General features: G+C 69.4%; 25 protein-coding genes. 12 read left to right on the top strand and 13 right to left on the bottom strand.

Annotated elements, in window-relative coordinates:
• The first annotated feature begins 5 nt into the window (after nucleotides 1–5).
• On the top strand, nucleotides 6–491 hold the full coding sequence (locus QTH87_RS19055) for a GNAT family N-acetyltransferase (RefSeq protein ID WP_286611509.1): 486 nt from the start codon (nucleotides 6–8) through the stop codon (nucleotides 489–491).
• On the opposite strand, the gene QTH87_RS19050 is transcribed toward QTH87_RS19055, so the two are convergent.
• The 3 genes from QTH87_RS19050 to QTH87_RS19040 are packed head-to-tail and all read right to left on the bottom strand — an operon-like array spanning nucleotide 449 to nucleotide 2,081.
• Nucleotides 449–1,030, bottom strand: coding sequence for a nucleoside 2-deoxyribosyltransferase (locus QTH87_RS19050; protein ID WP_286611508.1), 582 nt, complete (start codon nucleotides 1,028–1,030; stop codon nucleotides 449–451). The two genes, QTH87_RS19055 and QTH87_RS19050, sit on opposite strands and share 43 nt — an antisense overlap.
• 35 nt (nucleotides 1,031–1,065) lie before the next feature.
• Nucleotides 1,066–1,458 carry a nuclear transport factor 2 family protein gene (locus tag QTH87_RS19045; RefSeq protein ID WP_286611506.1) on the bottom strand — a complete coding sequence of 131 codons (393 nt, stop codon included), beginning with the start codon at nucleotides 1,456–1,458 and terminating at the stop codon, nucleotides 1,066–1,068.
• A 29-nt stretch (nucleotides 1,459–1,487) separates the two neighbouring features.
• Nucleotides 1,488–2,081 (bottom strand): DUF4124 domain-containing protein, encoded by a 594-nt coding sequence (locus tag QTH87_RS19040; protein WP_286611505.1) that lies wholly within the window; start codon nucleotides 2,079–2,081, stop codon nucleotides 1,488–1,490.
• A gap of 134 nt (nucleotides 2,082–2,215) precedes the next feature.
• Here QTH87_RS19040 and ydiK point away from each other — a divergent pair, with 134 nt between their 5' ends.
• Complete coding sequence (gene ydiK, locus QTH87_RS19035; RefSeq protein ID WP_286611504.1) at nucleotides 2,216–3,331, top strand: AI-2E family transporter YdiK; 1,116 nt, start codon at nucleotides 2,216–2,218, stop codon at nucleotides 3,329–3,331.
• Nucleotides 3,328–3,918 carry a BRCT domain-containing protein gene (locus QTH87_RS19030; protein WP_286611502.1) on the top strand — a complete coding sequence of 197 codons (591 nt, stop codon included), beginning with the start codon at nucleotides 3,328–3,330 and terminating at the stop codon, nucleotides 3,916–3,918. Before ydiK ends, QTH87_RS19030 begins: the two co-directional genes overlap by 4 nt.
• Here the strand turns inward: QTH87_RS19030 and QTH87_RS19025 are convergent.
• From QTH87_RS19025 to QTH87_RS19005, 5 genes are all read right to left on the bottom strand, one after another.
• Nucleotides 3,915–4,283 carry a hypothetical protein gene (locus QTH87_RS19025; protein ID WP_286611501.1) on the bottom strand — a complete coding sequence of 123 codons (369 nt, stop codon included), beginning with the start codon at nucleotides 4,281–4,283 and terminating at the stop codon, nucleotides 3,915–3,917. The two genes, QTH87_RS19030 and QTH87_RS19025, sit on opposite strands and share 4 nt — an antisense overlap.
• A 148-nt stretch (nucleotides 4,284–4,431) precedes the next feature.
• On the bottom strand, nucleotides 4,432–4,644 hold the full coding sequence (locus tag QTH87_RS19020) for a hypervirulence associated TUDOR domain-containing protein (RefSeq protein WP_286611500.1): 213 nt from the start codon (nucleotides 4,642–4,644) through the stop codon (nucleotides 4,432–4,434).
• 106 nt (nucleotides 4,645–4,750) lie between these two features.
• A complete protein-coding gene (locus QTH87_RS19015) occupies nucleotides 4,751–5,173 on the bottom strand; it encodes a PaaI family thioesterase (RefSeq protein ID WP_286611497.1) in 423 nt (140 codons plus the stop codon).
• Between the two features lie 34 nt (nucleotides 5,174–5,207).
• A complete protein-coding gene (locus QTH87_RS19010) occupies nucleotides 5,208–6,092 on the bottom strand; it encodes a DMT family transporter (RefSeq protein WP_286611494.1) in 885 nt (294 codons plus the stop codon).
• Between the two features lie 81 nt (nucleotides 6,093–6,173).
• The gene (locus QTH87_RS19005; protein ID WP_286611492.1) at nucleotides 6,174–7,325 is read right to left on the bottom strand and encodes an HPP family protein; all 1,152 of its coding nucleotides are present in this window, start codon (nucleotides 7,323–7,325) and stop codon (nucleotides 6,174–6,176) included.
• Between the two features lie 363 nt (nucleotides 7,326–7,688).
• On the opposite strand from QTH87_RS19005, the gene nirB reads away from it, so the two are divergent.
• Together nirB and nirD are read left to right on the top strand one after the other, a co-directional pair.
• A complete protein-coding gene (nirB, locus tag QTH87_RS19000; RefSeq protein ID WP_286611491.1) occupies nucleotides 7,689–10,208 on the top strand; it encodes a nitrite reductase large subunit NirB in 2,520 nt (839 codons plus the stop codon).
• A gap of 17 nt (nucleotides 10,209–10,225) precedes the next feature.
• Nucleotides 10,226–10,573: a nitrite reductase small subunit NirD gene (gene nirD, locus QTH87_RS18995; RefSeq protein ID WP_286611490.1), complete on the top strand. Its 348-nt coding sequence runs from the start codon at nucleotides 10,226–10,228 to the stop codon at nucleotides 10,571–10,573.
• Between the two features lie 5 nt (nucleotides 10,574–10,578).
• Here the strand turns inward: nirD and QTH87_RS18990 are convergent, their stop codons facing one another.
• Nucleotides 10,579–11,040 carry a GAF domain-containing protein gene (locus QTH87_RS18990; protein ID WP_286611487.1) on the bottom strand — a complete coding sequence of 154 codons (462 nt, stop codon included), beginning with the start codon at nucleotides 11,038–11,040 and terminating at the stop codon, nucleotides 10,579–10,581.
• 142 nt (nucleotides 11,041–11,182) lie between these two features.
• On the opposite strand from QTH87_RS18990, the gene QTH87_RS18985 reads away from it, so the two are divergent.
• The 3 genes from QTH87_RS18985 (at nucleotide 11,183) to QTH87_RS18975 (ending at nucleotide 12,930) form a co-directional block, all read left to right on the top strand.
• The gene (locus QTH87_RS18985) at nucleotides 11,183–11,599 is read left to right on the top strand and encodes a DUF1801 domain-containing protein (RefSeq protein WP_286611486.1); all 417 of its coding nucleotides are present in this window, start codon (nucleotides 11,183–11,185) and stop codon (nucleotides 11,597–11,599) included.
• 97 nt (nucleotides 11,600–11,696) lie between these two features.
• Complete coding sequence (locus tag QTH87_RS18980; protein ID WP_286611485.1) at nucleotides 11,697–12,443, top strand: dienelactone hydrolase family protein; 747 nt, start codon at nucleotides 11,697–11,699, stop codon at nucleotides 12,441–12,443.
• 4 nt (nucleotides 12,444–12,447) lie between these two features.
• Complete coding sequence (locus tag QTH87_RS18975) at nucleotides 12,448–12,930, top strand: cyclic nucleotide-binding domain-containing protein (RefSeq protein WP_286611484.1); 483 nt, start codon at nucleotides 12,448–12,450, stop codon at nucleotides 12,928–12,930.
• Nucleotides 12,931–12,960: 30 nt separating this feature from the next.
• Here the strand turns inward: QTH87_RS18975 and QTH87_RS18970 are convergent, their stop codons facing one another.
• Complete coding sequence (locus QTH87_RS18970) at nucleotides 12,961–13,710, bottom strand: metallophosphoesterase family protein (RefSeq protein WP_286611483.1); 750 nt, start codon at nucleotides 13,708–13,710, stop codon at nucleotides 12,961–12,963.
• A 167-nt stretch (nucleotides 13,711–13,877) separates the two neighbouring features.
• On the opposite strand from QTH87_RS18970, the gene QTH87_RS18965 reads away from it, so the two are divergent.
• The gene (locus tag QTH87_RS18965) at nucleotides 13,878–15,005 is read left to right on the top strand and encodes a PKD domain-containing protein (RefSeq protein WP_286611481.1); all 1,128 of its coding nucleotides are present in this window, start codon (nucleotides 13,878–13,880) and stop codon (nucleotides 15,003–15,005) included.
• 15 nt (nucleotides 15,006–15,020) lie between these two features.
• Here the strand turns inward: QTH87_RS18965 and QTH87_RS18960 are convergent, their stop codons facing one another.
• Entirely contained in the window at nucleotides 15,021–16,025 is a 1,005-nt protein-coding gene (locus QTH87_RS18960; RefSeq protein ID WP_286611479.1) for a Solitary outer membrane autotransporter beta-barrel domain, read from the bottom strand.
• 81 nt (nucleotides 16,026–16,106) lie between these two features.
• Here QTH87_RS18960 and QTH87_RS18955 point away from each other — a divergent pair, with 81 nt between their 5' ends.
• Together QTH87_RS18955 and QTH87_RS18950 are read left to right on the top strand one after the other, a co-directional pair.
• The gene (locus tag QTH87_RS18955) at nucleotides 16,107–16,526 is read left to right on the top strand and encodes a DUF1801 domain-containing protein (RefSeq protein WP_286611477.1); all 420 of its coding nucleotides are present in this window, start codon (nucleotides 16,107–16,109) and stop codon (nucleotides 16,524–16,526) included.
• Between the two features lie 64 nt (nucleotides 16,527–16,590).
• Nucleotides 16,591–16,818: a hypothetical protein gene (locus tag QTH87_RS18950; RefSeq protein WP_286611469.1), complete on the top strand. Its 228-nt coding sequence runs from the start codon at nucleotides 16,591–16,593 to the stop codon at nucleotides 16,816–16,818.
• Here the strand turns inward: QTH87_RS18950 and QTH87_RS18945 are convergent.
• Nucleotides 16,815–17,567 (bottom strand): alpha/beta fold hydrolase, encoded by a 753-nt coding sequence (locus tag QTH87_RS18945; RefSeq protein WP_286611467.1) that lies wholly within the window; start codon nucleotides 17,565–17,567, stop codon nucleotides 16,815–16,817. The genes QTH87_RS18950 and QTH87_RS18945 overlap by 4 nt on opposite strands.
• A 72-nt stretch (nucleotides 17,568–17,639) precedes the next feature.
• Between QTH87_RS18945 and QTH87_RS18940 the strand changes: the two genes are divergently transcribed.
• Complete coding sequence (locus tag QTH87_RS18940; protein ID WP_286611465.1) at nucleotides 17,640–18,824, top strand: amylo-alpha-1,6-glucosidase; 1,185 nt, start codon at nucleotides 17,640–17,642, stop codon at nucleotides 18,822–18,824.
• Nucleotides 18,825–18,844: 20 nt separating this feature from the next.
• Here the strand turns inward: QTH87_RS18940 and QTH87_RS18935 are convergent, their stop codons facing one another.
• Nucleotides 18,845–19,813: a LysR family transcriptional regulator gene (locus tag QTH87_RS18935; protein ID WP_286611463.1), complete on the bottom strand. Its 969-nt coding sequence runs from the start codon at nucleotides 19,811–19,813 to the stop codon at nucleotides 18,845–18,847.
• Nucleotides 19,814–19,841 lie beyond the last annotated feature (28 nt).

The raw sequence follows: 19,841 nt of genomic DNA, 5'->3' as shown, positions 1-19,841 counted from the left end.
CACCCATGCGCCGCCTCGCCACGCCCACCGACATCGAAGCCGTCTTCGCGATCTACTCGCACCCCGAGGTCGTGCCCTTCCTGACCTACGACCCGATGCCGCTCGAGGCCTTCGGCGAGGTGTATCGCGATCTGCTCGCGAGCGGGTGCTTCTACGTCTGGGAGACCGCGGGCGAGGTCGCGGGCTTCTACCGCGCCACGCGCTATCCGGGTCGCGTGAGTCACGTCGCGCTGCTCGGCACGCTCGCGGTCGACCCGCGCCGCCATGGCCAGGGCATCGGTCGCGCGATGGTGGAAGACGCGATCGCGCGGCTGCGCGCCGACGGCATCCGGCGCATCGAGCTCTATGCCGAGAGCGACAACGCGCAGGCGCTGCGCTTCTACGGCCGGATGGGTTTCACGATCGAAGGCACGCTGCGCGATTTCTACAAGCGTGCCGACCAGTCGCACTACGTCGACGAGCACGTGCTGGGGCTGCTGCTGCTCGACTGAAGCCGCGCCGCCAGCCGGCGCAGCGCCGCCTCCGCGCTCGGCTCGATGTCGGCCGAGCGCGCGAGCATCAGGTTGAGCCGCTGACCCAGGCCTTCGACCATGAGGCCGCTGGCGCGCTCGCGCGTGATGCCCGCGGCATCGCGGCTGCACGGAATGGCCGCCGCGACGCGCTCGGCATAGCTGCCATCGGGCACGCCGTACGCCACCACCGGCTTGCCGAGCGCGATCGCGAAGCCGACCTCGAACACCGTGCCGGAATCGGGTTCCTGGCCGCGGAAGTTCGAAAGATTCGCGATCACGCCGTCGGCCGCGCGGATCAGCGCGATGTTGCCTTCGTAGATGCGCGCGGCGCGCTCGTCGTCGCTGCCGCCCGCCTCGAAGTCGCCGTCCGAGGGCGGCACGCCGATCAGGCCGCAGGCGCTGCACAGCGCACGCAGCGAGTCGAAGCGCGCGGCACAGTCGGGCAGGAAGACGTCGGGGCCGGCCAGGTAGACGCGCGGCAGGGTCTGCGGATGGTCGGCGGCAAGGTCTGCGGTCATGGCAGGGCGAGGCGGGCGGCACGCCGCCGGGAAGCTCAGCGCTGCGCCTGCAGCATCGCGCCCATCTTCTGGTGGATCAGGTTGATCGCCTTGAGGGGCCGCAGCATCACCTTGAAGTCGACGATCCGGCCCTGGTCGTTCCAGCGGATCATGTCGACGCCGTTGACCTCGATGCCGTCGATGACGACCTGGAACTCGAGCACGGCATCCTGCGGGCCGACCACCTCGCGCACGTAGCGGAAGGTGTCGTTGAAGAACACCGACAGCGCGGCCCCGAGGTACTTCTGCGTGATGGCCTTGCCCACCTGCGGCGTGTGGACCACGGGCGAATGGAAGGTGGCATCGTCGGCGAGCAGTGCTTCGAGGTCCGAGGCCCGGCGCGATTTCACGAGGGCGTGCCAGGCGGCGAGGGTGTCGATCTTGGTCATGGAGGGGTCCTGTGCAAAGTGGGGTGCGGTCAGTGCGGCCTGTTCACCGAGGCATGGTGGACATAGAACACCACGGGCTGCGACTCGATCAGCACGTTGCCCGAACGGTCGACCACGGCAACGGCCAGCGTGTGCGAGACGGTGCCGGGCTGCGCCGTCGCGCTCCAGTCCGCCGCCGTGAGGTGGATCGCGCCGCGATGGAAGTCGCGCGGTACCAGCTGCCCGTCGAGCCGGACCCGGAAGCGGTCGCCGGCGCCACGGCGCAGGGCCGGCGTGGCCTGCACGCGGATGTCGATGGCCCCGGTGTTGGAATGGAAGGTGCCCTGGTTCGCGGGCGAGACGATGGCGAGCGCGCTGTACGCCGGCGCCTGGGCAGCCGGCGCGGACGAGGGCGCCGGCGGCGGCGTGGTCTGGATCACCACGGGTGGCGGCAGATCGATCTGCACCGCGCCGGGCGAAGGCTGGTCGGAGAACACCGGCCCCGCCTTGTCGCGCGACTCGTAGATCGGTGCCTGCGCCGCAGCGGGCAGGCTGGCGGCGGCGAGCGGCAGCGCAAGCGCAAGGACACGCGCGCGGGTCAGCGCCCGGCGCAGCGGGCACATGGCTTGGAAATTGCGGTTCATGCAGGCTCCAGAGAGATGCCGCATTCTGACGCAGCCCGCGACGCCGGGCCGGCACGGTCGCCTTCGCATACGATCGCCCGCAGGCGCGCTGAAACGAGCGAGGCGCCGAGAACAAGCCAACGAGGAGTGACACCATGACCGAGACGCGCCTGGATCTGGCCAAGAACACGCTGGTCGTGCTCACTATCGTGCTGCTGATCGGCTCGACCCTGTGGATCCTCAGGCCCTTCCTGGGCGCGACGATCTGGGCCGTCATGGTGGTGGTCGCGACCTGGCCGGCGCTGCTGTGGTTCGAGGCCAGGCTCTGGAGGCGCCGCAGCCTGGCAGTGCTCGTGATGGTCCTGATCCTGCTGCTGCTGTTCGTGCTGCCCCTGACCATGGCGATCTCGACCATCGCGGCCAACGCCGACGAGGTCGTGGCCTGGTTCCGCGGGCTGATCGCCAAGGGCCCGCCGCAACTGCCCGAATGGGTCGGCGGACTGCCCTTCGTCGGGCCGAAGATCACGACGGCCTGGGAGGAACTCGTGGCCTCCGGCGTCGCGGGCGTCGAGGCCAAGGTCACGCCCTACGCATCGCAGGTGACGGGCTGGCTGTTCTCGCAGGCCGGCGTGGTCGGCGCCCTGACGCTTCAGTTCCTGCTGACGGTGGTGATTGCCGGCCTGATGTACGCGCAGGGCGAGGGCGCGGCCCACGAAGTACGGCGCTTCGGCCGCCGGCTGGGCGGCCAGCGCGGCGAGGACGCCGTGGTGCTGGCCGGCAAGGCCATCCGGGGCGTGGCGCTGGGCGTGGGCGTGACCGCCATCGTGCAGGCCGTGGTCGGCGGCATCGGGCTGGCGATCGCCGGCGTGCCCTTCGCAGCCCTCCTCACGGCCGTGATGTTCATCCTGTGCATCGTCCAGCTGGGCCCGACCCTGGTTCTGGCACCGGCCACCATCTGGGTGTTCTGGCACGGGGACACGGGCTGGAGCATCTTCCTGCTGGTGTGGACCCTCATCGTCGGCACCATGGACAACTTCCTGCGACCGATGCTGATCCGCCGCGGCGCCGACCTGCCGCTGCTGCTGATCTTCGCGGGCGTGATCGGCGGCCTGCTCGGCTTCGGCCTGGTCGGCATCTTCGTCGGGCCGGTGCTGCTGGCCGTGTCGTACACCCTCATGAACGCCTGGCTCGACAGCGCCGAAGCGCCGCCGCCGGCCACCACCGCACCCCTGCCCCTCCCCCTGCCCACCACTCCCGGACCGACCCCATGAGCACCTCTGCCCACCAGGAAGCGATCGAACAACTGCTCGGCATCGTCAACGGCCTGGTCGCCGACGACGACCTGCACGACCTCGAGATCGAGTTCCTCAAGGTCTGGCTGTCCGGGCACCAGGACATCGCGCGCATGTGGCCCGGCGCCGCGATCGGCCGCGCGATCGACACCGTGCTGGCCGACGGCCACGTGAGCGAGGAAGAACGCGCCTACCTGATGGCGACGCTCAAGGAACTGGCGGCGAACGACTTCGCGCTGACCGACTCGGCCGCTGCGGCCGCCATCGCGATGCCGATCGACGACACGGCACCCGTGGCGCTGCGCGACGCCGTGGTCTGCCTGGCGGGCGATTTCCTGCACGGCACGCGTGCCGCCTGCGAGCGCCTGCTCGAGCAGGCCGGCGCATGGCCGGTGCGCAGCGTGAGCAGCAACGTGCACTACCTCGTGATCGGCAGCAAGGTCGGGTCCGACTGGCTTGCCGCGCCCTGCGGCCGCGAGATCGAGGAGGCGGTGGCCCTGCAGCAGGCCGGCCACCGCATCGCGATCGTCTCGGAACGGCGCTGGATCGAGAGCCTGGAGGCCTAGCGCACCGTCGACATGACGGTCGCGCGGCAGCGCGGCTGCTCGTGCGGCGGCAACAGCACGCAGTTGTTCAGCGCACGCTGCTGCATGTCGCTCAGGCGGGGCGGATTGCCGCGCCGCGGCGGTGGCGGCGGCGGCTGATGCCAGTTGTTGCCATGGCGCGGCGGCTGGTAGCTCCAGCGCTGGTTGTGCCCGCCCCAGCCGCGGTTCCAGCCACGCTGGTTCATGCAGCGGTCGAAATTGACGCCCGGGCGGCTGCAGGCGCGGCGGTCCTGCTCGAAGTGATTGCTGTTGTTCCACTGGGCCATGGCGGACGAGGACGCGAGGCCTGCGAAGGCCAGCACGACGGCGGGAAGCAGTTGTTTCATGCCCCGGATTCTGCGCCAAAGCTCCCTCGCTCGCGTCGGAGATGCGCGATCGAAGCGACCACCCGATCTCTGCGGTCGCTGCTTCCGATCCTGCGACGAGCCTCGGGGGCCGTCTGCCGCCCGTTGCATGTCGTCTACGCGTCCGGCTTCAGCCCGAGCGCCTGAGCGCCTCGGCCTTGTGGATCGCGCGCTTGCCGCTCTTGCTGCTTTCGACCTCGAACTGCGGCTCGGCCCTCGATGCCTTGGCGGTATGCCCCTTGATTCGCACCGTGCCCTTGACTTCGCGCACCACCTTGCCCGTGGTCATGCCCTGCGAGGTCTCCCACTCGACCTTCTCGCCCACCTTCGGTTTGGATTTCATGCCTGCTCCCTGCACGGCAGTGGCCGGTGCTTTCAGCGAGACTAGGCATTCGCCGTCTCGAGGCTGTAGGCCGCCAGCCAAGGACGGCGTCGCCCGATCGCCGGCTTCAGCGCCGCACGTTGACGATCGTGGCCTGCATCAGCGCGATCACCTTGTAGTCCTCGCCGGCACCGGGGAAGGCACGGACTTCGCCGCTGCACACCGTCAGCAGCCTGCCCGCGCTCTGGACCCGGCCGATGGCCAGGAAGCGCTCGCCCAGCGCGGGCCGCATGAGGTTGATCTTGAATTCCGCCGTGACCACCTCGAAGCCCGGCGGCGCCTTGGTCAGGCCGGCATAGCCGCAGGCGCTGTCCACGATGCTCGTGGTGGCGCCCGCGTGCAGGTAGCCGTGCTGCTGGGACAGCGTGGTCGAGAACGGCAGTGCAACATGCACTTCGCCGTCGGCCACCAGGACCAGGCGGGCGCCGATGGTGACCATCAGGCCCTGGGCATTGAAGCTGTCGGTGACGCGTTGCTGGATGTCGGTCATGCGTAGTCGCTGGAAGAAGTGGAAATTCGGAAGATCATGCGGCGCCGGCGCCGCGCGCCGGCTTCAGCACCACCAGCAGCAGCGCGCCGCCGCAGCAGGCCATCGAGGCGAGTTCGAGCGGGCCGAGCGGCTCGCCCCGGAAGGCAGCGCCGGTCGCCATCGCCACCATCGGCACCATCACGGTCGAGAGGCCCGACACCGCCGCCGGCAGGCGGTCGACGAGCGAGAACCAGGTGATGTTGCCAAGCGCCATCGGCACGATGGTGATGTAGGCGACGACCAGCAGCGTGGTCGGCGAGGGCAGGAAGGGCTCGCGCGTGCCGAGCAGCAGCGCGGCGATCGAGATCGGGACCGCGGCAATCAGCAGCTGCCAGCCGGTCGAGACGATCGGCGGCACCGTGAGACCGGCGCGCTTGAGGATCAGCGTGCCGCCGGCCCAGCCGATGCCGGCCAGCAGGCCGAGCGCGAAGCCCAGAGGCGCCGAGGCATAGGCATCGCGCGCCGCATAGGCCAGCAGCGCCACGCCGCAGCTGGCCAGCAGCACGCTGCACCACAGCCGGGCCGAGGGCTTCTCGCCCAGGAACAGCCACGAGATGAGCGTCGCCCACAGCGGCATCGTGAAGCCCAGCACGGCGGCCTGCCCGGAGGGAATGAGGACGGCGGCAAACGTGCTGCCGACGTTCCAGACCACGAGGTAGGTCAGCGCAGCCAGCACCAGGCCCCGCCGCTGCCGCCGCGGCACGTGCAGCGACAGGCCTTTGAGCCGCGCGACGAAAAGCAGCAGCGCGCCGGAGCCGACCAGGGACACGGCGCGGAAGGTCCAGACCGAGGTCTCGCGCACCGCGAGCGGAAACAGCGTCCAGTTGGTGCCCCACACCAGCGTGAGCACCACGACCATCCACAGCAGTCTCTTTTCCAAACCCGTCTCCACGATGTTGCGACGCATTGTGCAGTGCACGGTCGGTCGCGCCCGGCGCGATGCGGCGCGGGAGGCGTTCGCTCAGCCGGCAGCGCGCGTGATGCGGTACAGCGCGCGCACCACGTCCGACTCGGTGACGATGCCGACCAGCCGCTTGTCGTCGTCGATGATCGGAATGTGGTGGTGGCCGCCTTCGGCGAACAGCGGCACCAGCTCGCTCAGGTGGCGCGACGCGCTCGCGACCCGCACCTCGCGCGTCATGATCTGGCCCACGGTCTCCGGCTTGTCGGAATGCACGCGGCCTTCCGGTCGCAGCACCGCGCGCAAGCGGGCGCCGAGGCCCTCGCGCCGGTCCAGGTTGGCCAGCCGCATGAAGTCGGCCACGGTCACGATGCCCGCGATGCGGCCGACCCGGTCGACCACCGGCAGCGCCTTGATGCGATGCTGGCGCAGCAGGCTCCAGGCCCGCTCGAGCGACTCGCCGAACTGCACGCTGACCGGCGCCGTCGACATGATGTCGGCACAGCGCAGGTCGCCGAAGTTGCGCTTGTAGGCGGCCCCTTCGGCGAAGCGGAGCAGCTCTTCGAGGTCGTCGCGGCTGACGTCGAGCACCTGGTTGTAGTGGGCCAGCGCCGCGTCCAGATCGGCGCCCGTGAAGCGGCTCGGCGCGGCATTCGCGGGCGCGGGCGGCGCCTGTACCTGGCCATGCGGATAGCGGCGGCCCGTGAGTCCGTTGTAGACCACGCCGGCCGACACCAGCAGCACCGACGTGGCGAGCATCGGGAACACCGCGAAATGCCAGCTCGATGCGCCGAGCGCCGCGAGCAGCGCCGAGGCACCGCCCGGAGGGTGCAGGCAGCGCAGGCTGAACATCACGGCGATGGCCGCCGCCACCGCGGCCGCGCCGGCCCAGGCCGGATCGACGATCAGCATCGCGCAGCAGCTGCCGACCAGCGCGGAGATCGTGTTGCCGCCGATCACGCCCCAGGGCTGGGCCAGCGGGCTGGCGGGCAGCGCGAACACCAGCACCGCGCTGGCGCCCAGTGGCGCCGCCATCCAGGGTCCGGGCAGGCCTTCGACGCTGCCCCACCAGCGGCTGGCAAGCGCGGTGAACAGGATGCCGATGCCGGCCCCCATGAAGGCCCGGGCCCGTTCGCGCCCGCCCACCCGCACCCGCGCCGGCCTGAAGCTGCGCAGGAAGGCCAGCAGCGTGTCTTTCCGTGTCGTGATCATCCCCGCATCATGCCAAGGGGCACCCGTGTGGCGCACCAGGATGCGACATGTGCGCCACTTCGGCGCGTCGCGGCCGAGGTCAGGCGCGCAAAGCAGCCATTTGCCGGCTGCCAGGCGCCAGAACGGCGGATTTCGGCGGGCACGAATGTTGCTGCAACGCTCTCACTGCTCCGCGACGCCGATGTCGCGGAGCGCCTCCGCTAACGATGGCGGGATCCGAGCGAGTCGAAAGCTTCCACGCTGCCGGCTTGCCTGTTCCAACCCGAATCCGGTCCGCGCGGGGGCCCCATTGCCACAGGCTGATCCACTCGGCCGCCTGGCGGTCTTGCACCCCTTCGCTGGCCGACATGTGCAGGATCCGACATGAAGATCGCAGTCATTGGCCACGGCATGGTGGGCCACAAGTTCCTCGAGCAACTCCACGAGCTCGGCCTTTCGCAGGCCAAGGTCACCGTGCTGTGCGAAGAGCCTCGCCCGGCCTACGACCGGGTGCACCTGTCGGAGTTCTTCGCCGGCAAGAGCGCGGACGACCTGTCGCTGGTCGAGCCCGGCTTCTTCGAGCGCACCGGCTTCACGCTGCGGCTGGCTGCGAGGGCGGCCAGCATCGAGCGGCGCAACAACACCATCACGACGGCGGACGGCGAAGTCGTGCCCTACGACAAGCTGGTGCTGGCCACGGGCTCTTCGCCCTTCGTGCCGGCCGTGCCCGGGCGCGACCGGCCGCATTGCTTCGTCTACCGCACGATCGAGGACCTGGAGGCCATGAAGGCCAGCGGCGCGCGCTCGAAGACCGGCGTGGTGGTCGGCGGCGGCCTGCTCGGGCTGGAATGCGCCAAGGCGCTGCGCGACATGGGCCTCGAAACGCATGTGGTCGAGTTCTCGCCGCGGCTCATGGCAGTGCAGGTCGACGAGGGCGGCGGCCGCGCGCTGCGCAGCAGCATCGAGGACCTGGGCCTGCACGTGCACACCGGCCGGAACACGGTGGAGATCACCGATGGTGCGACCGCGCGGCACCGCATGGTGTTCGCCGACGGCACCCACCTCGAGACCGACATGATCGTGTTCTCGGCCGGCATCCGCCCGCGCGACGAACTGGCCCGTCAGTGCGTGCTGGCCGTGGGCCCGCGCGGCGGCGTGGCGATCGACAGCCACTGCCGCACCAGTGACCGCGACATCTACGCGATCGGCGAATGCGCCTCGTGGAACGAGCAGACCTTCGGCCTGGTCGCGCCGGGCTACGACATGGCACGCGTGGCCGCTCGCCACATCGCGGGCCAGGACGACGCGGCCTTCACGGGCGCCGACATGAGCACCAAGCTCAAGCTCATGGGCGTCGACGTCGCGAGCATCGGCGATGCGCACGGCAAGACGCCGAAGTCGCGCGCCTACCAGTACATCAACGAGCACAGGCAGATCTACAAGAAGATCGTGGTCAGCGAGGACGGCAAGCAGCTGCTGGGCGCGGTGCTGGTCGGCGACGCGGCCGAGTACGGCACCCTGCTGCAGATGGCGCTCAACGGCATCGCGCTGCCGGCCGACCCCGAGTTCCTGATCCTGCCCTCGAGCGACGGCAAGGCCCGGCCCGGCCTCGGCGTGGACGCCCTGCCCGACAGCGCGCAGATCTGCTCGTGCAACAACGTGACCAAGGGCGCGATCTGCGCGGCGGTCGGCGAAGGGGCCTGCACCGTCGCCGACATGAAGGCCTGCAACAAGGCCGGCGCCACCTGCGGCGGATGCGTGCCGCTCGTGACGCAGATCATGAAGATGGAGATGTCCAGGCGCGGCATGGCCGTGAACAACCACCTGTGCGAGCACTTCGCCTATTCACGCCAGGAGCTCTATCACCTGGTGCGCGTGGGCGAAATCCGCAGCTTCGACGACCTGCTCGCCAGGCACGGCAAGGGACTGGGCTGCGACATCTGCAAGCCCACCGCGGCCAGCATCCTGGCCTCGTGCTGGAACGAGTTCGTGCTCAAGAAGGACCTGGCCAGCCTGCAGGACAGCAACGACTACTTCCTCGGCAACATCCAGAAGGACGGCAGCTACTCCGTGGTGCCGCGCATGCCCGGCGGCGAGGTCACGCCCGAGGGCCTGATCGCGGTCGGCCAGGTGGCGAAGAAGTACGGCCTCTACACCAAGATCACGGGCGGCCAGCGCGTGGACCTGTTCGGTGCCCGCATCGAGCAGCTGCCGCCGATCTGGGAGGAACTGATCGCCGCCGGCTTCGAGTCCGGCCACGCCTACGGCAAGTCGCTGCGCACCGTGAAGAGCTGCGTCGGATCGACCTGGTGCCGCTTCGGCGTGGCCGACAGCGTGGGCCTCGCGGTCGAGCTCGAGAACCGCTACAAGGGCTTGCGCGCACCGCACAAGATCAAGTTCGGCGTCTCGGGCTGCACGCGCGAATGCGCCGAGGCGCAGGGCAAGGACGTCGGCATCATCGCCACCGAGCGCGGCTGGAATCTCTACGTCTGCGGCAACGGCGGCATGAAGCCGCGCCATGCCGAGCTGATCGCCTCCGACCTCGGCAAGGAAGAGTTGGTCAAGCTGATCGACCGCTTCCTGATGTTCTACGTGCGCACCGCCGACCGCCTGCAGCGCACCAGCACATGGCGCGACAACCTCGAGGGCGGCCTGGACTACCTCAAGGGCGTGCTGATCGAGGACACGCTGGGTCTGGCCGCCGAACTCGAGACCCAGATGCAGCACGTGGTCGACACCTACCAGTGCGAATGGAAGACCGCGGTCAACGATCCCGCGACGCGCCAGCGCTTCCGTTCCTTCGTCAACAGCGAGAAGCCCGACGAGCACATCGTGTTCGTGCAGGAACGCGGCCAGATCCGGCCGGCACGCGTCGAAGAGCGCGGCGAGCCCGAAACCGTCTGAACGCAAGAGGCCCCACGATGAACACCGCCACCGACACACTGCACTGGACCGCCGTCTGCTCGACGACCGAGATCCTGCCCGACACCGGCGTGTGCGCCCTGGTCGAGGGGCGCCACGTCGCGATCTTCCGCGTCGGCCGCGCGCAGGACTTCTACGCCATCGACAACGTCGACCCCAAGGCCGGCGCGAGCGTGCTCTCGCGCGGCCTGGTGGGCAGCATCGGCGAGCGCATCGTCGTCGCCTCGCCGCTCTACAAGAATCACTTCGACCTGCGCAGCGGCGAATGCATCGAGGCGCCCGAACATTCGGTGCGCGCCCATGCGGTGCGCGTCGATGAGGGTCGCGTGCTGGTGGCGCTGGCCTGAGGCACTCAGTCGCGCGTGAGCACCGGCGAGAGGATGGCGGCCGCCTGCTGCAGCAGCTCGAATTCCTCGTTCGCCAGTGTCATGCTGCGCATGTCGAAGTGCGACAGCGTGCCCCACAGTTCGCCCGACCGGTGGTCGAGCAGAGGCACGCTGTGGTACGACACGACGAAGCCGCGCAGCGCATGGCCGATCAGGCGCGGATCGGCGAGCGAGTTGTCGGTCCGGAAGGCCGCATCCCGCACCACGTACTGGCAGAAACTGCGGCTGAAGGGAACGACGGCCATGAACTCGGGCCGGATGCGGCCGGCATCGTCGTGAAGCAGCACGTTGTGCAGCAGCGGACCCGAGAAGCGATAGACGGCACTGAAGCGATGCGGCACACCCTGGTTGAGATAGGCGAGCGCGGCAGCGGCGCCGCCTGAAGCCACCGCTTCTGAAACCGCTTCGATGCTTCGAACGGGTGTCATGCACCCATCCTAGCGAGGAAGCGCCTCGGCGTCCTCGGGATTTCCCTGCTGCGGACCCATCGACGCGGCATCAATGAAACGCCAGGTAACGCGCGATACACGGCGCGTCGGATGCCGCGTGCCCGGCACGATACTTCCACTCGTGAAGCAACACGCAACGAAGCCCGAGCTGCTCGCTGGCGGCAACCCCCGCATCCCCAAGGCCGATGGCGACGCCGCCGTGCAGGCCTACATCGCAGCGATGCCCGGCTGGAAGAGCGCCATCGGGCGTCGACTCGACGAACTGATCGTGCGTACCGTGCCGGACGTGCGCAAGGCCGTGAAGTGGAACTCGCCCTTCTACGGCATCGAGGGCCAGGGATGGTTCCTCGGCTTCCATGTCTTCGCGCGCTACGTCAAGGTGAGCTTCTTCCAGGGCACGTCGCTGCAACCGCCGCCGCCAGGGGGCAAGGGCAAGGACGCGCGCTGGATCGACATCCACGAAGACGACCTCGACGAGGCGCGCTTGGCCGCATGGATCCGCCAAGCCGCCGCGCTGCCCGGTTGGGGCAAGACCTGACGGCCGCGGGCCCTGGCGCCCGATACGATTCGCCTGCCCTCGGCGCGCACGCCTCACGTCGCCGGACACCTTCTGCACGGCAGACGAAAGGAACCCCATGATCGAACGCGACCTCGACCTCCAGACCCGGGACGGCGCGATGAACACCTTCGTCGTTCACCCCGACGAAGGTGGCCCCTTCCCGGTGGTGCTGTTCTACATGGATGCCCCTGGCAAGCGCGAGGAACTGCACGACATGGCGCGCCGCATCGCGGCCGTCGGCTATTTCGTCGTGCTGCCGAACCTCTACTACCGCACCGGCCGCGACTACTGGCTGCGCGAGCGCACCGACGAGGGCTTCGCCGAGATGTACGGCCACATGGCCACGCTCGATCGCGACACCACCACCTGCGATACCGCGGCGATGCTGGCATTCGTCGACGGCGAAGCGCAGGCCGACGCATCGCGCATCGGCGCCGTGGGCTACTGCATGAGCGGGCCGTTCGTGGTCTGGGCGGCCGGCGCGGCGCCGGACCGCATCCACTGCATCGCGTCGATACACGGCGCGAACATGGTCACGGAGGCGCCCGACTCGCCGCATCGCAGCGTCGGCGCGGTCCGTTGCGAGGCCTACTTTGCCTGCGCCGAGATCGACAAGTGGGCGCCGCCCGCCGACATCGCGCAGCTGCAGGCCGCGCTGCAGGCCGCAGGGACGCCGCATCGCATCGAGTGGTATCCCGGGGTCGAGCACGGCTTCGTGTTTCCCCAGCGCGCCATCTACGACAAGCCGGCCGCCGAGCGCCATTGGGAGCGCCTGTTCAGCCTCTTCCGACGTCGGCTGCACGACGAAGTTCGCCTACCATAGGCGCATGGACGAACTGCTCGAGCACTGCGCCCACCTGCCCGAGCTGCGGCTCGCGGAGGGCGACATCGTGGTGCGCGAAGGCGACATGGGCGACGGGCTCTGGATCCTCGAATCGGGCGCGCTGCAGATCTACAAGAACGGCGTGCCGATCAACCAGCTGACCCGCCCCGGTGCCGCGGTCGGCGAGATCTCGCTGCTGCTCGACGCCCCCTACACCGCCACGGTGGTGGCCAGCGAGCCCAGCGTGGTGCGCTACGCGGCCGAGGGTCGCGCGTTTCTCATGAGCGACCCGGTCATCATCCGCATGATCGCCGTGGGCCTCGCGGAGCGGCTGGCCTTCGTCACCACCTATCTCGCCGACCTCAAGAACCAGTACGGCGACGCGCCCGGCATGGCGATGGTCTCGGAAGTGCTCGTGCAGCTTGCGCACCATCACGGCCCGGCCGCACGTCCGGGTTCGGCCCGCGACCCCAACCCCGACTACTGACGCCCCGCCCGCCGGCGGCGCCGGGCACCGTCAGAACACCGTGCGCGGCGGCGCCGCCGCGGCGGCCAGCGCCAGCGTCTCGTCGCCCATGATCGAATGCCAGGTCGCAGTGCCGGCCTCCAGGTCGATCACGATGTGGGCCGGCACCGGCCCGATCTGCTTGCCCGCATTGAAGACCCAGGTGCCGCCGATGCGGTCGGCCCAGGCGCCCTTGGGCGTGAAGGGCGGCTCGTGCACATGGCCGGCCAGCACGAACTCGGGCCGGTAACGCGCGATCCAGGCGCCGAGGTCGACGTCGCCATAGTCGCGCCGGCCCGTCCAGCAGGTGGGCGAACCGGCGGGCGGCCAGTGATAGATCCAGATCCAGCGTGCCGCGCGCCGGGGTGCCTCCTCAGCCAGTTGCCGTTCGAGCGCCGCCTTGCCTTGCGGACCGTCCCACCAGGGGCAGACCGTGACCAGCGTGTCGCCGAGCACGACCGAGTCGCCGTCGATCGCCACGCCGGGGCGTCGGCTTTTCGGCAGCCACACCGCCGCGCGTTCGCCCTGGGCATCGGCACCGGTCAGATCGTGATTGCCCGACGCGAGCACCAGCGCCTGGCTCGGCTTCATGAGCGAGAAATAGCGCAGCAGGACCACCGACTGCGCATCGAGCGGCACCGGGGAGCTCACGTCCAGGTGATCGCCCGCCAGGACCACGACATCGAAGCTCGGCGCTGCGCGGACCACCCAGTCGAGCTGCGGCAAGGCGTAGTGAAGGTCCGAAACGAGGAGGATGCGCACGAGGAGAGTAGCAGCGACGGAGCACGCATTGTCGGGGCATCCGCGCGCATTCCGCGAATACGTGTGGTACTTCACGGCATCGATGCTTCATCGTGGGGCATCTGCATGCAGATGGTGAGGGCGGGCACTACATTGGCGCGGTTCTTAAACGATAAGTACCGTTACTTATGCAATCTTTTGCTCAGTCCCTCGTCGCCAGTGCCGTACTCCTGTCCCTGGCCGCCTGCGGCGGCGGCGGCAGCGGCGGTGGATTCGCCATCCCGACCGCGGCAACGACGCCAACGACCCCGGCAGCCACCGCGCCGGCGGCCCCGACGGACCCTGCGCCGCCCGTGGCGATGGACCCGGCACCACCGGCAGCCACCAACACGGCACCGGTCGCCAACGCAGGGAGCGCACAAAAGGTCGGCTCCGGCACCGCCGTCACGCTCAGTGCCGCTGCCAGCACGGATGCCGAATCCGACGCCCTCAGCTATCTCTGGACGCTCAGCAGCAAGCCGGCCGGCAGCACCGCCGCGCTGAACGACGCCAAGGCCGTGTCGCCGCGCTTCACGCCCGATCTGCCCGGCACCTACATCGCGACGCTGGTCGCTAACGACGGCAAGGCGGACAGCGCCGCCGTCGACGTCACGATCACCGTGGAGGCGGTGGTCGCCTTCGATGCGCTGACGCCCCTGCCACCGAACATGCCGAGCCTCGGCTTCCAGGCCACCTCCACATCGAGGCTCGGCGACCGCATCGCGCTGAAGGCCGGCTCGCCGCGCACGCTCGACAGCATCGCGATCGCGATGAGCAGCTGGGCCTGCGAGTCCGGCGGATGGTCCACCAACGACTGCGTCACCACGCCGAACGCCACCTTCAGCCACCCGATCAGGCTCAAGGTGTTCGACAGCAGCGACAAGCTCGTCGCCGAGCGCGTGCAGGCGTTCGACATCCCGTACCGCCCCTCGGCCGCCTCCGGCTGCACGGGCGGCAGATGGAAGGCGCCCGACGACAAGTGCTACAACGGCTTCGCGGCGCAGATCGTGTTCGACCTGAGCAGCCTCAAGGTGACGCTGCCCGACGACCAGCTGTCGTTCGAGGTGTCGTACGACACGAACACGTACGGAGCGAGCCCGAAAGGGAGCCCCGGCCCGTACGACTCGCTCAACGTCGGTCTCTACGCACCGACCGCCGGCCCCTCGGTCGGCACCGACCGGGATCCGGGCACCGTGTACCAGAACGACGTCGCGACCGACCTCGGAGGTCCCCCGGGCTACGGGATCATGGCGAAGGTCCTGACGATCGCGCCTTGAGCGAAGCGGGCGGGCTCAGTACTGCAGGCTGAGCCCCAGCGTCCAGCCGCGCACCCCGGGGCCGAACAGATAGCCGGCGGACAAGCGCAGGCGTTGCAGGTCGCCGGGGCCCAGGGCCAGCGGCCACTCGACGCCGCCCCCGAGTTCGGCCACCGCATCGAAACCCAGCGCATCCCGGTTGGCACCGAAGAAGCCGGCGTAGTCGCCATAGGCGACCCAGCGCAGCGGCCGGTCCCATGCCCGCAGGCCACTGGACATCGTGTACTCGGCTCGCACGGAATAGATGTTGACCGCCTCGCTGAACTCCTGGACGCGGTCGGTGGCGTCGAAGCTGCCGATCCACGACCGCGCCACGTGGCCCCGCAGGCTCAGCTGGCCGTCGGTCCCGCCGCCGGTCCATGCGAGCCCCAGACTCGGGGTCGCGAGCCAGGCGTTGGTCTGCCAGTTGAAGACCAGGCCGTCGAGCGCCGGTCGCAGGAGCACGCCGCTGCCGCGGTAGCTCGCGTTGTTGTCGAGGCGCGCGACGCCCAGGTCCAGGGCAGGCTCGAGCGTGAAGCCGTTGCCGAGCCGGACCTTCGCGAGCAGCCCGCCGGTCACGCTGTAGGCCGACCATCGGCTGTCGACGCTGCCAACCGGCGCGAACGCCGGACCGAGCGGCAGTTGCTGCTTGAATTCCAGATAGCCGCCCGAGATCCGGCCATAGAGGTCGGCGTCCGGCGAGATCGCGAGCCAATGCGCCTGATAGGGAGCGCGGATCACATTGAGCGTGGGTCGCGGCGAACCCGGCTCATCGGCATCGATGCGGTAGCTGGCGGCGCTGAAATCGGGCGACACCGACAGGTTGATCATCTGCGCGTAGCCCGATCCCAGCCGTGCGCTCTCGACCTGGCCCCGCACCTGGTCGGCCAGCAGTTGCGCGCCGGCCGGGCTTCCGATCAAGATCGCGAGGCCGGCAATGAATGAACACTTGCAGCGGTTCGAGAGGGCCATCGAAGGCAGCGAGAGACAGTCCGACCCCATGAAGCCGCTCCTGTGAAGGACGCCCGAAGGCGAGGAATGCAAGCTGCGCATGATCGCATCCAAAGGCCTACCATGCGGCCCATGACGAAATCCGAAGCGAGCGCCGGCCCGCCGGCCTCGGAACTCATCTCCAGAAAGATCGCCGACCTCGGTGATTGGCGCGGACCGACCCTGGCCAGGATGCGCAAGCTCGTGCACGAGGCCGACCCTCGGGTGGTCGAGGAATGGAAGTGGTCGACGCCAGTCTGGTCGCACGACGGCATCCTGTGCACCGGCGAGTGCTACAAGAAGGCGGTCAAGCTCACCTTCGCCAAGGGCGCCTCGCTGAAGGACCCTGCCGGGCTCTTCAACGCGAGTCTCGAAGGCAAGGTGCGCCGCGCGATCGACATCCATGAAGACGAGGAAATAGACGCCGCCGCCTTCAAGGCGCTGATTCGCGAAGCCATCGCCCTCAACGGCGCAGGCGGCGGCAAGGCTGTTGCGAAGAAGCCGAAGGCCTGAGACTTGACGCCGAATCCGAAGCAGAATCCAGGCTTCACTTCGGACTCGCGGCAGGATCACCACCATGGAAGCGGAAGAACTCAACGCGAGACTGCGCGCCCTCGAGTTGCGCGCCGTCGCCCAGACCGCTGCGATCGCGGTTCTCCTGCAGGAGGCGCCCAACGCCACGGCCAAGCTTCACCTGGTTGCCGAGCATCTGGTCGACGCACCGCCGGTCCCGCTGTCCGACGCAGACCTGGTCAAGGTCGCGGCCTACATCCAGGCCATGACCGGCGGTCCGTGGATGGACTAGGGCCCGTTCACAACCCAGTCCCACACCCGGTCCGGCGCCTCGACCATCAGGTTGTGGCCATGCGGCCCGAGGTCGCGCGCCTCCGGGTCGAGGGCCCGCAGCTGCTCGTTCGTCATCATGGGGTCGTGGCCGCCGCGGCCCAGGTGGACCGGGCAGCATGCCACGGCCATCAGCTGGGCAAGGGGCGGCTTGCCGACCGCATGTCCGCGCGGGTCCATCGCGAGGCGCCAGCCGTCGCCGTCCTGCACGACGCCACGCGCGACCACGGGCGAACCTGCATCGACCAGCCCCGCGAGACCGGCAACCTTCAGGTAGCGCTCCCGGGCCTCGGCCTCGGTCGCGAACAGCCGTGCCGGCTGCGTCCCCAGGGCGTCCATGCGGCGCAGGTCGTCGTCGCTCCACGCGGCCTTGATGCCGAGGCCGAAGACCCGCTGCGGCGCGACGCCGAACCAGCCGGTCGCCAGTGCCAGCGCGATCACGCCGCCCATCGAATGGCCCAGCACCACGAGTCGGCCCGCGGGGTCGATCTCCGGCAGCGCGGCGCGCGCGACGGTGGCGGCGATCTGGCCGATGGCATAGCTATCCAGGCGATCCGATCGGCCGTGCCCCGGCAGGTCCAAGGCCAGCCAGCGGCCGTGCCAGCGATCGTCGGCCTCGGCGCACAGCGGCGACCAGACCGCCGCCGTCGCGCCCATGCCGTGCAGCAGGAGCAGCAGGTCGGGGCCTTGGCCGCCTCGTTCGATGTACATGGGTGATGCCTCCGTTGCGTTTGCCCGGGCGACGATACCGGAGCCCCTGCGCGATCACATAGTATTTCCTCCATGAAGACACTCGATGCGCCAGCGCGCGCACTGATCGACCGCTGCGCGCAGGCCTCGCTCGCGCTGCTGGAGCGCAACCTCACGCCGCACGGCATCCTGGCCGCGAGCCGCACCGAGGCCGCGGTGGCACGGCGCTACACGCGGATCTTCGGGCGCGACGCGGCGATCTGCGTGATGGCGATGTGCGGCAACGGCGTGGCCGCGCTCGAGCAGGGCGCGGTGGCCAGCCTCGACGCGCTGGCGGCGCAGCAGGCCGGCAATGGGCAGATCCCGAAGTACGTCGATCCCGAAGGCCAGGATGCCGACTTCTGGTATCTCGGCTGCATCGACGCCACGCTGTGGTGGCTGATCGCGGTCGACCACGTGCGCCGACACGGCAGCGTCGGCGCCGCGCACTGGGAGGCCGAAGTGCAGCGCGCGCTGGCCTGGCTGCTGGCGCAGGAACACCAGCACTTCCGGCTGCTGCAGCAGAACGAGGCCAGCGACTGGGCCGACATCATGCCGCGCTCGGGCTACGTGCTCTACACCAATGCGCTGTGGTTCGACGTCAAGCGCCGCTTCGCGCTCGACCATGCCGAAGACACGCAGCATCACTTCAACCATCTTTTCAATCCCTTCCAGCGCGACCTGCCCGAATACCACCGGGCCCGGCTGCTGCGCCACTACGCGCGCCGCGGCCGGCAGGATCCGGGCCTCTACCTGAGCTTCGTCAATCTCTCGTTCGTCGGCGACGAGGGCGACGTGTTCGGCAACGTGCTGGCGATCCAGAGCGGACTCGCCGGCTCGGAGATGTCGAGTCGCATCGTCGACACCATCGTGGCGGCGAGGGCCGCCGAGCCCTGGCCGGTCCGGGTGGTGCTGCATCCGCTCACGCGCGATCACGAGCTGTGGCGAACCTACATGGCGCGCCACCAGCAGAACATCGTCCACCAGTACCACAACGGCGGCATCTGGCCCTTCGTCGGCGGCTTCTGGGTGATGGCGCTCGCAAAGCTCGGGCGCGATGCGCTCGCCGCCTCGGAACTCGCACGGCTCGCCCAGGTCAACGCGCAGGACGACTGGCGCTTCACCGAGTGGTTCCACGGCCGCTCGCTGGCGCCCATGGGCATGGCCGGCCAGAGCTGGAATGCCGCCACCTTCCTGCTCGCGCAGCGGGCGCTTGCCGGGGACGCACGGGCCTGGTGAGGTCGCCGGGAGAAGGCCGGTCAGACCGGTGCCACCTTCCTTCCCTCCATCTCGGCAATTGCCAGTTCCTCGGGTGTCAGCACGAAGGCCGCGTGATCGGCCAGCAGCTCGATCGCCACGTCGATGAATGCACGCACGCGTGCCGGTTGCGCGGCCCGGCTGCCGTAGTAGACGAACACGCTCGACTTGTCGGCGATGTGGTCCACCAGCAGCGGCACGAGGCGGCCCGCACGGATGTGGCCGGCGGCCGCCACGTTGGTCATGAGCCCGATCACATGGCCCGCCAGCACGGCCTCGGTCTCCAGCACCTCGTCGTTGACCGTGAGCGCCGGCACGATGTGGTGCTCGATCAGGCTGTCGCCGCTCTTCACGTACCAGGGAAGCACGCGACCGGTGCCTGCGTTTCGGAATGCGCTGCACCGGTGTCTCGACAGGGCGCCGAGGCTGTCCGGCGCGCCATGGCGAGCGAGGTAGGCGGGCGCGGCACAGATGATCAGCTGCAAGGGGAACAGGCGTCGCGCAATCACGCCTTCGGCCGGCGAGGACCCGATGCGGAAGCCGACGTCGACCCGGTCCTCCACCCAATTGCCGATGCGGTCGTCGAGTTGCACGTCGGGTTGCACGTCCGGATAGCGGCGGCAGAATTCGTCGAGGAGCGGCCAGAGCACAGGGGCGAACACCGAATGCGGACCGACGATGCGCAGCGGTCCGGCGACGCCCTCCTTGACCTGGCGGGCCATCTCGAGCGCGCGCTGCATGCCAAGGAGCGGCGGCTGCGCGGCCTCGAGAAACTGACGGCCCTCGTCGGTCAGCGACATGCTGCGCGTGGTGCGATGAAAGAGTCGCGCGCCCAGATGCTTCTCCAGTTGCGCGAGCGCCTGACTGGCTGCCTGGGGCGTCATGCCCTGGGCGGCGGCGGCCTGCCGCAGGCTGCCGAGCTCCGCGGTCTTCACGAAGGTGGCAATGGAACGCAGTTCGTTGATGGGCATGAAGACTCCTTCGGCAGGGCGCGATTAT

Source organism: Variovorax jilinensis, assembly GCF_030316885.1.
GTDB classification, from domain to species: Bacteria; Pseudomonadota; Gammaproteobacteria; order Burkholderiales; family Burkholderiaceae_C; genus Variovorax; species Variovorax jilinensis.
This window is presented reverse-complemented; position numbering and strand designations above follow the sequence as displayed.

Excerpts from the sequence above, each read along its gene's own strand:
- QTH87_RS18960 (WP_286611479.1), bottom strand. The coding sequence starts at position 16,025 with ATGGGGTCGGACTGTCTCTCGCTGCCTTCGATGGCCCTCTCGAACCGC.
- QTH87_RS19030 (WP_286611502.1), top strand. The coding sequence starts at position 3,328 with ATGAGCACCTCTGCCCACCAGGAAGCGATCGAACAACTGCTCGGCATC.
- QTH87_RS19020 (WP_286611500.1), bottom strand. The coding sequence starts at position 4,644 with ATGAAATCCAAACCGAAGGTGGGCGAGAAGGTCGAGTGGGAGACCTCG.
- QTH87_RS18955 (WP_286611477.1), top strand. The coding sequence starts at position 16,107 with ATGACGAAATCCGAAGCGAGCGCCGGCCCGCCGGCCTCGGAACTCATC.
- nirB (WP_286611491.1), top strand. The coding sequence starts at position 7,689 with ATGAAGATCGCAGTCATTGGCCACGGCATGGTGGGCCACAAGTTCCTC.
- QTH87_RS18965 (WP_286611481.1), top strand. The coding sequence starts at position 13,878 with ATGCAATCTTTTGCTCAGTCCCTCGTCGCCAGTGCCGTACTCCTGTCC.
- ydiK (WP_286611504.1), top strand. The coding sequence starts at position 2,216 with ATGACCGAGACGCGCCTGGATCTGGCCAAGAACACGCTGGTCGTGCTC.
- nirD (WP_286611490.1), top strand. The coding sequence starts at position 10,226 with ATGAACACCGCCACCGACACACTGCACTGGACCGCCGTCTGCTCGACG.
- QTH87_RS18990 (WP_286611487.1), bottom strand. The coding sequence starts at position 11,040 with ATGACACCCGTTCGAAGCATCGAAGCGGTTTCAGAAGCGGTGGCTTCA.
- QTH87_RS19025 (WP_286611501.1), bottom strand. The coding sequence starts at position 4,283 with ATGAAACAACTGCTTCCCGCCGTCGTGCTGGCCTTCGCAGGCCTCGCG.
- QTH87_RS19015 (WP_286611497.1), bottom strand. The coding sequence starts at position 5,173 with ATGACCGACATCCAGCAACGCGTCACCGACAGCTTCAATGCCCAGGGC.
- QTH87_RS18935 (WP_286611463.1), bottom strand. The coding sequence starts at position 19,813 with ATGCCCATCAACGAACTGCGTTCCATTGCCACCTTCGTGAAGACCGCG.
- QTH87_RS19040 (WP_286611505.1), bottom strand. The coding sequence starts at position 2,081 with ATGAACCGCAATTTCCAAGCCATGTGCCCGCTGCGCCGGGCGCTGACC.
- QTH87_RS18950 (WP_286611469.1), top strand. The coding sequence starts at position 16,591 with ATGGAAGCGGAAGAACTCAACGCGAGACTGCGCGCCCTCGAGTTGCGC.
- QTH87_RS18940 (WP_286611465.1), top strand. The coding sequence starts at position 17,640 with ATGAAGACACTCGATGCGCCAGCGCGCGCACTGATCGACCGCTGCGCG.
- QTH87_RS19045 (WP_286611506.1), bottom strand. The coding sequence starts at position 1,458 with ATGACCAAGATCGACACCCTCGCCGCCTGGCACGCCCTCGTGAAATCG.
- QTH87_RS18980 (WP_286611485.1), top strand. The coding sequence starts at position 11,697 with ATGATCGAACGCGACCTCGACCTCCAGACCCGGGACGGCGCGATGAAC.
- QTH87_RS18975 (WP_286611484.1), top strand. The coding sequence starts at position 12,448 with ATGGACGAACTGCTCGAGCACTGCGCCCACCTGCCCGAGCTGCGGCTC.
- QTH87_RS19005 (WP_286611492.1), bottom strand. The coding sequence starts at position 7,325 with ATGATCACGACACGGAAAGACACGCTGCTGGCCTTCCTGCGCAGCTTC.
- QTH87_RS19050 (WP_286611508.1), bottom strand. The coding sequence starts at position 1,030 with ATGACCGCAGACCTTGCCGCCGACCATCCGCAGACCCTGCCGCGCGTC.
- QTH87_RS18945 (WP_286611467.1), bottom strand. The coding sequence starts at position 17,567 with ATGTACATCGAACGAGGCGGCCAAGGCCCCGACCTGCTGCTCCTGCTG.
- QTH87_RS19055 (WP_286611509.1), top strand. The coding sequence starts at position 6 with ATGCGCCGCCTCGCCACGCCCACCGACATCGAAGCCGTCTTCGCGATC.